Origin of the sequence: Umboniibacter marinipuniceus, assembly GCF_003688415.1 — a bacterium.
Classification (GTDB): Bacteria; Pseudomonadota; Gammaproteobacteria; order Pseudomonadales; family DSM-25080; genus Umboniibacter; species Umboniibacter marinipuniceus.
In genome coordinates this window covers 1-11,813 of sequence record NZ_REFJ01000008.1, presented here as the reverse complement: position 1 = coordinate 11,813, position 11,813 = coordinate 1, and the positions used below count along the sequence as shown (strand labels likewise).

The 11,813-nt window shown below is 50.1% G+C and carries 1 protein-coding gene; it reads right to left on the bottom strand.

Annotation, left to right across the window (positions count from 1 at the left end; genetic code table 11):
• Positions 1 to 11,813: tandem-95 repeat protein (locus tag DFR27_RS12395; protein ID WP_121877797.1), on the bottom strand; the 11,813-nt coding region annotated here is incomplete at both ends.

The following is an 11,813-nucleotide window of genomic DNA, read 5'->3' as shown; positions in this document are numbered from 1 at the left end:
TCAACATCGCTAGAGTTAGCCAGTAGCTGCGCATCACTGAAGTTTAAGGTGCCATCTTCGTCAACACTGTAGCTGGTTGAACCCACTACTGGCGCGTCGTTCACATCGGTCACCGTCAGATCGATGGTAGCGTCAGTAGTACTCGTACCATCACTGACACTGAAGGCAAGCTCTACACTGCCGTTAAAGTTCTCATTCGGAGCGAAGCTGTAAGTGCCGTCACCGTTGTCGGTGAACACACCATCCGTGCCGGTATAGCTAACGCTATCAATACTCAGGGTATCGCCATCGATATCGGTGGCACCGGAGAGCAACTGCGCATCTGTAATCGTGATCGTGCCATCTTCGGTAACCGCGAAGCTTTGATCGCTAACAACGGCTACATCATTAATCGGGTTAACCGTAAGGTCTACGCCGCTCGATACGGTTTCCGTACCATCACTAACGTCGAAACTCAGATTAATGTCGCCATTAAAGTCCGCCTCGGGAGTAACCGTAAAGGTACCATCACCATTATCAGTGACCGTGGCGTTGTCACCCGCACTGACATTGCCCGCCGTGAGGTCATCACCATCAATATCACTCGCGTTCGCCAGCAGCTGTGCCTGGCTGAGGGTGATGGAACCGTCTTCGTCCACACTGTAGGCCAAGTTACCCGAGACCACTGGGGTATCGTTTATTGCAATGGTGGTAATATTGGCGGCAGTATCGGCAGTGCCTCCTTCCTCGTCTACCACCGTTACGTTGATGCTTACTTCGCCATTGAAATTTTCGTTTGGAGAGAAGTTGTAAGTACCATCCCCGTTGTCGGTGAAAACACCATCACTGCCGCTATAGCTAACGCTATCAACACTGACATCCCCCTCAATATCACTCGAGTTAGCAAGTAGTTGAGCATCGCTAAGGGTGATTTGTCCGTCTTCATTAACCGTATAAGAGGTTGTACCGGCCACGGGAAGGTCGTTTACGGCAATAACATCAATGGTAGCGGTAGCAACATCAATCGCCCCGTCATCATCAATAACATAAACGTCTATTTCGGCTGAACCGTTGAAGTTTTCATTAGGCGCGAAGCTATATGTGCCGTCTTCATTGTTAATTGTTAGCACGCCTTCGTTGCCGCTATATAGCAAAGATTGCACTTCGATCGTGCCGTCAATATCGCTACTATTTGCCAAGAGCTGACTTTCGCTCAGTACTAGCGTGCCATCTTCGTTCATTGTGTAGCTAGTCGCACCGGCTACGGGTGCGTCATTTACATCGGTGATACTAACGTTAATATCAGCCGTGGTAACAGCCGTGCCATCACTCACACCAAAGCTGAGTGATACCTCGCCGTTGAAGTTCTCATTCGGTGCGAAGCTGTAAGTGCCATCACCGTTGTCAGTGAATACACCATCCGTACCGGTGTAGCTAACCGAATCCACACTAAGTGTGTCGCCTTCGACATCTGTGGCCCCACTCAACAGCTGAGCGTCGGTGAAGATTAATGTCCCGTCCTCGCTGACGCTATAGGCTTGATCTTCAACCACAGCCTCGTCGTTAACACCTTGCACAACCACCACATAGTTTGGCGCATTAGTGTCGAGCTCTCCATCGGACACGAGATAGCTAAACTCAGCGTCACCGTTGAAATTTTCCGCTGGAAAAAAGGTCCAAGTACCATCGCCGTTATCTGTGAGCGTACCCGAGGCAGGATCCACTAACTCAAAATTAGAAACTGAAAGCACATCATTTTCGACATCACTCGCATTAACCAGAAGGTCCGCTTCACTTATCAGATAGCTTGCATCTTCAGCTACCGTTGATTGAGTCGTCCCAGTGATTGACGAAACCTCAACGTTGGCTATCGTCATCTCAGCTTTGGCTCCACCAGTGCTACCGGAGTACATCATTTTAACTGATTCTGGGATATCAATACCGTTTGCGACAAGATCTAATCCATTGATGATGCTAACGAAAGTATTGCCGTCGTCGAAGCTCATAGAAATATTCAGCAAACCGTCATCTGTTATCTCAATTTCAACGGATCGCATATCCGTCTCGTGGTCAATACCGCCATATCCCGAAACATCAACTGAGGTGATTAAGACATCATTAGAATCTCTGATCTCGACCAAGTCGTGGGTATAAGCATCAAAACCAATAGTAAGAAAATCTGTGTTTAAATCGGCGGCCCCTAAACCGTTACCCAGACTTCCAATTTCGAAATTACTGGCCTCCAATAGCGCTGCGTCATGAAAACTTACGGCCATACCATCCCCGACTCCCAAACCACCCTGGCCGCCTTCGGGATCAATCTGGAAGTCAAATGTTGTTCGTATACCCTCATCACTGTCAAAGCCGCGATCATAGAGTAGCGCTCCGCCTTGATCATAGTCATTCTCAACTAGTAATCCTTCGCCATTGGAGATGTCAGCGTCACCTAACATTACCCAATCACCAGCAACCAACGTAGCATCCTCTGTTCCAGTTCCAACCACAGGAGCATCGTTCACGGGATTCACTGTAAGATCAATGCCGCTAGATACCGCAGCGATTCCATCACTTACGTCAAAGCTGAGGCTAATATCACCGTTGAAATCGGCATCGGGAGTCACGGTGAAGGTGCCATCACCGTTATCGGTAACGGTGGCGTTGTCGCCAGCGCTTAAATTAGCCGCCGTGAGATCATCACCATCGATGTCGCTGGCGTTGGCGAGTAACTGTTCCTGACTGAAGGTGATTGAACCATCTTCGTCCACGCTATAGGCCAAGTTACCGGATACCACTGGAGTGTCGTTAACCGCGTGAACTGTCACGTCAGCGGTGGTAGCGATAGTTGCGCCCTCATCGTCAGTAACTGTTACATCAAAAGTTACATCGCCAGTAAAGTTTGCATTCGGTGCAAAACTATAGGTTCCATCTCCGTTATTGGTGAAAATACCGTCCGAGCCACTATAGACGATACTTTCAATAGTCACCGTGCCGTCGACATCGACGCTATTTGCGAGTAGATCCGCGTCACTCAGCGTTAAGGTTCCCTCCTCCTCGAGAAAATAACTTGTTGAATCCGCTGTGGGCGTATCATTAACTGATTGAAACTCAACTGTATATTCAGCTTTTGCGCTCCCTCCACGACCATCAAAAACGGTATAGCCAAGACCAATATCGCCATTAAAATTTTCATCAGGTTGAATGGTGTAGGTGTAGTCGCCGTTATAGGTTACCGACGCGTTGTCTACTTCTAAAGTCCATTCCAGAGACGCTAGGTAAGCTTCAGCATCATCGTGTGCAGTAATTGAGCTTAGGTAATTATTTTGTGAAAAATTTGCCGCATCCTGAGCGTCATCTGCTGTTTGCTGAGCTGCTTGTGCGGCATCGGTAGCTGCCGTTAAGGGTAATTCAGCCTCCGCTAAGGATTCAGCTGTAGTTGCCGCATTCGCGTCAGCGGTATCTGCCTGTGCTGTCAACGTGTCGATATCTAGCTGCAAAGAATCGAGTGTTGATGCGGCCTCTGCAGCAGCATCAAACTGTTCCTGCATATCTGCCGCCTGCGCAACCAACGTGTCGACATCTGACTGGGTAAACTCGAGCGTTGTTTCAGCATCAGCAGTATCCAACTGATCCTGCATATCTGATGCCTGTGCCGTCAGCGCGTCAATGTCTGACTGTGTAAAGTCGAGTGTCGCTTCGGCTTCAGTAATATCAAACTGTTCCTGTACATCTGAAGCCTGAGACCTCAAGCTTGCAGACTCAGCTTGGTAATTAGTTAGCTGCGTTTGTAAACTATCAACGTCTTCCTGCAAGGCGGGTATGACGGCTAGCAGATCATCAGCCTCTGACTGAGCCAAATCTGCTGAGTCTTGATCTTCTTGAGCCTTAGCGGCCCACCAGTTTTCACTATTCTCCTTTGAGGCCTCATCGGAAATGGCATAGTGGAGCGGCGAAAAGATGTCGAGTGTTGCTATTAGGCTGTCACCATCTACGTCTGCAGCAGTGCTCAATAAATCCGTCTGATTTATGAGGTAGCTATTGTCCTCAAGACCAGTTTCCCCTGTATCAGAGGTTGTGGGAGCATCATTGATTTCTCTAACATCGAAGGTATTTACGGTAGTAACCGAATTAGTTCCATCAAACACTGTTACGGAAAAACTTGGATCTCCGTGATAGTGTTCATTTGGGACAAAACTGTAAGTACCATCGCCATTATTTGTAAAGATCCCGTCAGTACCGGTGTAGCTTACATCGGTTACACTAAGCTCGTCTCCATCAACATTAATGGCCGTCTGAAGCAAATCCGCGTCGCTAAAGGTCAGTGAGGTATCTTCGTTTAGAGATAAAGCCTGCGTATTCAGAATTGTCAGGTCGTCAACAGGATTAACCGTTAAATCAAGCTGTGCCGGGACAGACTCAGCTCCATCTGTCACATTGTAAGTTAAGGAGACTTCACCGAAGTAATTTTCGTCCGGAACAACTGTAAACGTGCCGTCCCCATTATCATTAACTGTCGCATTATCACCTGCGCTGAGATTGATAGCGCTGAGCTCATCAGCATCCACATCAGAAGCATTAGCTAGTAGCTGTTCCTGACTGAAAGTAATCGAGTTATCCTCATCAACACTATATGCCAACGAACCCGATACGACTGGAGTGTCATTCACTGCAATGACATTAACATTTGCGGTTGCCGTGTCAGTTTCGCCATCATCATCCACGACGGTTACGTCCAGCTCGACACTGCCATTAAAGTTCTCATTTGGAGCGAAGCTGAATGTTCCGTCACCGTTGTCTGTGAATATTCCATCCGCACCCGTATACAGAACACTAACTAAAGATACAGTGCCGTCTACATCACTTGTATTGGCGAGAAGCTGTGTATTATTAAAGGTTAGAGTACCGTCTTCAGAAACAGAGTAAGTGGTGGAACCCGCGACCGGAGCGTCATTTACATCGGTGACACTGACGTCAATATCGGCTGTGGTAACTGCCGTGCCATCACTCACACCAAAGCTGAGTGATACCTCGCCGTTGAAGTTTTCATTCGGTGCAAAGCTGTAAGTGCCGTCACCGTTGTCAGTGAACACCCCATCGGTGCCGGTGTAGCTAACCGAATCCACACTAAGCGTATCGCCCGCATCAATATCGCTAGCACCGCTCAATAGCTGAGCGTCGGTGAAGCTTAAGGTACCATCTTCGTTGATGGTGTAAGCCGCATCGCTCACTACCGCCACGTCATTAACTGGGTTAACGGTGAGATCAACACCACCCGCTACCGTAGCGGTGCCATCACTCACATCGAAGCTTAAATCGATATCACCATTGAAGTCTGCATTGGGCGTTACCGTGAAGGTGCCATCACCGTTGTCAGTAACCGTGGCGTTGTCGCCTGCGCTAACATTCGCCGCGGTGAGGTCATCACCATCGATATCGCTGGCGTTGGCGAGTAGCTGTTCCTGGCTGAAGGTGATTGAACCATCTTCATCCACGCTGTAGGCCAAGTTGCCAGACACCACGGGGGTATCGTTCACGGCAATGACACTCACGTCAGCGGTACTGGTATCCGTTGCACCGTCATCGTCGATAACTTGAACATCAAGACTGACGTCGCCGTTGAAGTTATCATTCGGGGCAAAGTCGTAGGTGCCATCACCATTATCAGTGAAGATACCCTCGGTACCGCTATAGCTTACGCTATCAACGCTTACCGTGCCGTCCACATCACTTGAGTTAGCCAGAAGCTGCGCATCGCTGAAGGTTAAGGTACCGTCTTCATCAACACTGTAGCTCGTTGAACCCGCGACCGGGGCATCGTTCACATCGATAACCGTGACGTCTGCCGTAGCGGTATCCGTGGCGCCGTCATCATCGATAACTTGAACATCAAGACTCACGTCGCCGTTGAAGTTATCATTCGGAGCAAAGTCGTAGGTGCCATCACCATTATCAGTGAGGATACCGTCGGTACCGCTATAGCTCACGCCATCAACGCTGACCGTACCGTCCACATCACTTGAGTTAGCTAGAAGCTGCGCATCGCTGAAGGTTAAAGTACCGTCTTCATCAACACTGTAGCTCGTTGAGCCCGCGACCGGGGCATCGTTCACATCGATGACCGTTACGGCGATATCCGCCGCGGTGACCGCCGTGCCATCACTCACGCCAAAGCTGAGTGATACCTCACCGTTGAAGTTTTCATTCGGTGCGAAGCTGTAGGTGCCATCACCGTTGTCAGTGAACACACCATCGGTACCGGTGTAGCTAACCGAATCCACACTGAGGGTGTCGCCCGCATCAATATCGCTAGCACCGCTTAATAGCTGAGCGTCGGTGAAGCTTAAGGTACCATCTTCGTTGATGGTGTAAGCCGCATCGCTCACCACCGCCACGTCGTTAACCGGGTTAACGGTGAGATCAACACCACTGGCTACCGTAGCGGTGCCATCACTCACATCGAAGCTTAAATCGATATCACCATTGAAATCCGCATCAGGCGTTACCGTGAAGGTGCCATCACCGTTGTCAGTAACCGTGGCATTGTCGCCAGCGCTAACATTCGCCGCAGTGAGGTCATCACCATCGATATCGCTGGCGTTGGCGAGTAGCTGTTCCTGGCTGAAGGTGATTGAACCATCTTCATCCACGCTGTAGGCCAAGTTGCCAGACACCACGGGGGTATCGTTCACGGCAATGACACTCACGTCAGCGGTAGTAGTATCCGTCGCACCGTCGTCATCGATAACTTGAACATCAAGACTGACGTCGCCGTTGAAGTTTTCATTCGGAGCAAAGTCGTAGGTGCCATCACCATTATCAGTGAGGATACCGTCGGTACCGCTATAGCTCACGCTATCAACGCTTACCGTGCCGTCTACATCGCTCGAGTTAGCAAGAAGCTGCGCATCACTGAAGCTTAACGTGCCGTCTTCATCTACACTGTAGCTCGTTGAACCCGCGACCGGGGCATCGTTCACATCGGTGACACTAACGTCAATATCGGCTGTGGTAACTGCCGTGCCATCACTCACACCAAAGCTGAGTGATACCTCGCCGTTGAAGTTTTCATTCGGTGCGAAGCTGTAGGTGCCATCACCGTTGTCAGTGAACACACCATCGGTTCCGGCGTAGCTAACCGAATCCACACTAAGCGTGTCGCCCGCATCAATATCGCTAGCACCACTCAATAGCTGAGCGTCGGTGAAGCTTAAGGTACCATCTTCGTTGATGGTGTAAGCGGCATCGCTCACCACCGCCACGTCGTTAACCGGGTTAACGGTGAGATCAACACCACTGGCTACCGTTGCGGTGCCATCACTCACATCAAAGCTTAAATCGATATCACCATTGAAATCCGCATCAGGGGTTACCGTGAAGGTGCCATCACCGTTGTCGGTAACGGTGGCGTTGTCGCCAGCACTAACATTACCCGCGGTGAGATCATCACCATCAATATCGCTGGCGTTGGCGAGTAACTGTTCTTGGCTGAAGGTGATTGAGCCATCTTCATCCACGCTGTAGGCCAAGTTACCGGACACCACTGGGGTGTCGTTAACGGCCGTCACCGTTACCTCAGCGGTGGCAGTATCCGTAGCGCCGTCGTCATCGATAACTTGAACATCAAGACTGACGTCGCCGTTAAAGTTTTCGTTTGGCGCGAAGCTGTAAGTACCGTCGCCGTTGTCGGTGAAGATTCCGTCGGTACCGGTGTAGCCCACGCTGTCAACGCTTACTGTACCGTCCACATCACTTGAGTTAGCCAGAAGCTGCGCATCACTGAAGGTTAAGGTACCGTCTTCAGCAACGGAGTAAGTGGTAGAACCGGCTACCGGCGCATCGTTAACATCGATAACCGTGACGTCTGCCGTGGTGGTATCCGTAGCGCCATCGTCATCGATAACGGTAACATCAAAGGAGACATCTCCATTGAAGTTGCTATTGGGGGCAAAGATGTATGTACCGTCATCTCCCGCGACGAAAATACCATCAGTACCTGTGTAGGTCACACTATCAACCGCTACCGAGCCATCTACATCGCTCGAGTTAGCCAATAGCTGAGCGTCGTTGAAACTCAGTGTGCCGTCTTCATTCACGCTATAGCTGGTTGAACCGGCGACCGGGGCGTCATTCACATCGGTGACACTAACGTCAATATCGGCTGTGGTAACTGCCGTGCCATCACTCACACCAAAGCTGAGTGATACCTCGCCATTGAAGTTCTCATTCGGTGCGAAGCTGTAGGTGCCATCACCGTTGTCAGTGAACACACCATCGGTACCGGTGTAGCTAACCGAATCCACACTGAGGGTGTCGCCCGCATCAATATCGCTAGCACCGCTTAATAGCTGAGCGTCGGTGAAGCTTAAGGTACCATCTTCGTTGATGGTGTAAGCCGCATCGCTCACCACCGCCACGTCGTTAACCGGGTTAACGGTGAGATCAACACCACTGGCTACCGTAGCGGTGCCATCACTCACATCGAAGCTTAAATCGATATCACCATTGAAATCCGCATCAGGCGTTACCGTGAAGGTGCCATCACCGTTATACGTAACCGTGGCGTTGTCACCAGCACTAACATTACCCGCGGTGAGATCATCACCATCTACATCACTTGAATTGGCTAACAACTGTTCCTGACTGAAGGTAATTGAACCATCTTCGTCAACGCTGTAGGCCAAGTTACCGGACACCACGGGGGTGTCGTTCACGGCCGTCACCGTTACCTCAGCGGTGGCAGTATCCGTAGCGCCGTCGTCATCGATAACTTGAACATCTAGACTGACGTCGCCGTTAAAGTTTTCGTTTGGTGCGAAGCTGTAAGTACCGTCGCCGTTGTCGGTAAGGATACCGTCGGTACCGGTGTAGCCGACGCTATCAACACTGACCGTACCGTCTACATCGCTTGAGTTAGCCAGAAGCTGCGCATCACTGAAGGTTAAGGTACCGTCTTCATCAACACTGTAGCTCGTTGAACCCGCGACCGGGGCGTCATTCACATCGGTGACACTAACGTCAATATCGGCTGTGGTAACGGCCGTGCCATCACTCACGCCAAAGCTGAGTGATACCTCGCCATTGAAGTTCTCATTCGGTGCGAAGCTGTAAGTGCCGTCACCGTTGTCAGTGAACACACCATCCGTACCGGTGTAGCTAACCGAATCCACACTGAGGGTGTCGCCAGCATCAATATCGCTGGCACCGCTCAATAACTGAGCGTCGGTGAAGCTTAAGGTACCATCTTCGTTGATGGTGTAAGCCGCATCGCTCACCACCGCCACGTCGTTAACCGGGTTAACGGTGAGATCAACACCACTGGCTACCGTAGCCGTGCCATCACTCACATCGAAGCTTAAATCGATATCACCATTGAAATCCGCATCAGGCGTTACCGTAAAGGTGCCATCACCGTTGTCAGTCACGGTGGCGTTGTCGCCTGCGCTAACATTCGCCGCAGTGAGATCATCACCATCAATATCGCTGGCGTTGGCGAGCAGCTGTTCCTGGCTGAAGGTTATTGAACCATCTTCATCCACGCTGTAGGCCAAGTTACCGGACGCAACAGGGCTGTCGTTCACGGCTATAACGCTGAGATCTGCGGTAGTAGTATCCGTAGCGCCGTCGTCATCGATAACTTGAACATCAAGACTAACGTCGCCGTTAAAGTTTTCGTTTGGTGCGAAGTCGTAGGTGCCATCACCATTATTAGTGAGAATACCGTCGGTACCGCTATAGCTCACGCTATCAACGCTGACCGTGCCGTCTACATCACTTGAGTTAGCCAGAAGCTGCGCGTCACTGAAGGTCAACGTACCATCTTCATCAACTGAGTAGCTGGTTGAACCCGCGGCTGGGGCGTCATTAACGTCTTCCACCATGATGCACGAGTCATAAGTTGTATCGGTAGCAGTGCCGTCAGTTACCGTAACGGAAAATAGGATTTCGCCATTAAAATTTTCATTAGGTGAGAAACTGAAGCTTCCGTCACCATTATTGGTAAATACACCGTCCGTCCCGCTGTAGTTAAGCGAAGAAACTGTTAATTCGTCCCCATCAATATCACTACTCGAAGCTAAAAGCTGCTCTTCGGTGAAGGTGATGGTACCGTCCTCACTAACACTTCCACATATGCCACCGGCGACAGGGGGATCGTTTACAGGAATTACCTCTACTTCAGCACTTGCAGAAGCCACCGCACCGTCATCATCAACCACCGAGACATCAATACTGACATCACCGTTAAAATTCTCGTTGGGTGCAAAACTATAGGTACCGTCACCATTATCCGTGAATACACCATCGGTGCCAGTATAAGTCACCGAGTCTACTGTCACTGTGCCATCGACATCACTCGTATTAGCCAACAACTGCGCATCGCTAAAACTTAAGGTGCCATCCTCATCCACCGAGTAGCTTGTTGAACCGGACACCGGGACATCGTTGATGTCATTCACGGTAATGTCGATATTCGCATCCGTAGTGGCGGTCCCATCGCTAACGCTGAACGCAAGATCTACGTTACCGTTGAAGTTGTCATTCGGGGCGAAGCTATAGGTTCCATCGCCATTATCCGTAAACACACCATCGGTGCCCGTGTAACTCACGTCCGCCACGCTTAAACTGTCGTCGTCAACATCCGTCGCGCCCGCGAGCAGTTGCGCATCAGTGATCGTGATGGTGCCGTCTTCATCCACGGCGAAGCTTTGATCTGCAACAACGGCCACATCATTGACTGGATTAACCGTCAGATCAATGGCCGTTGCCACCGTCTCAACGCCATCAGTAACATCAAAGCTAATTGCGATATCACCATTGAAATCGGCATTTGGTGATACGGTGAAGGTGCCGTCACCATTATCACTAACCGTGGCATTCTCAGCACTTAAATTGGTCGCACTGAGGCTGTCTCCATCAACATCCGAAGCATTTGCTAATAGCTGTTCCTGGCTGAAGGTAATCGAACCGTCCTCAGCTACGCTGTAGGCCAGATCACCTGATACAACCGGCGCGTCATTGACGGCTACAACTGTGACGTCTGCAACCGTATCAGCGTATGCACCATCATCATCAACAATGGTGACGTCAATACTGACTTCTCCATTAAAATGCTCGTTGGGGTGGAAGCTAAATGTACCGTCACCATTATCAGTGAATACACCGTCGCTTCCTGCATAACTCACATCATGTAGATCATGTTCACCATCCACATCGTCACTATTGGCGATTAGTTGAGCTTCGGTGAAGGTTAAACTTCCGTCTTCAGAAATTGAATAACTTGTTGACCCAGCTATCGGCGCGTCATTGACCTCTTCTACTGAGATAGTCGCCGATGCTGTGGTTATATCGGTTCCATCAGAGACCGCAAAGGAGAGAGATACCTCACCATGAAAATGTTCGTTCGGGGCAAAACTATAGGTACCGTCGCCATTATCACTGAAGACGCCATCAGTACCGGAATAGGTGACACTATCTAAACTAAGCGTGTCGCCATCCACATCCGAAGCATTCGCCAGTAACTGGGCCTCGGTAATGGTTAATGTGCCATCTTCTTCCATTGTATAGGAGGCATCGCTAACAACCGCCACATCGTTAACCGGGTTAACGGTAAGATCAACACCACTGGCTACCGTAGCGGTACCATCACTCACATCAAAGCTTAAATCGATATCACCATTGAAATCCGCATCAGGCGTTACCGTGAAGGTGCCATCACCGTTGTCAGTAACGGTGGCGTTGTCGCCAGCACTAACATTCGCCGCGGTGAGATCATCACCATCTACATCAGTTGAATTAGCTAACAACTGTGCTTGGCTGAAGGTGATTGAACCATCTTCATC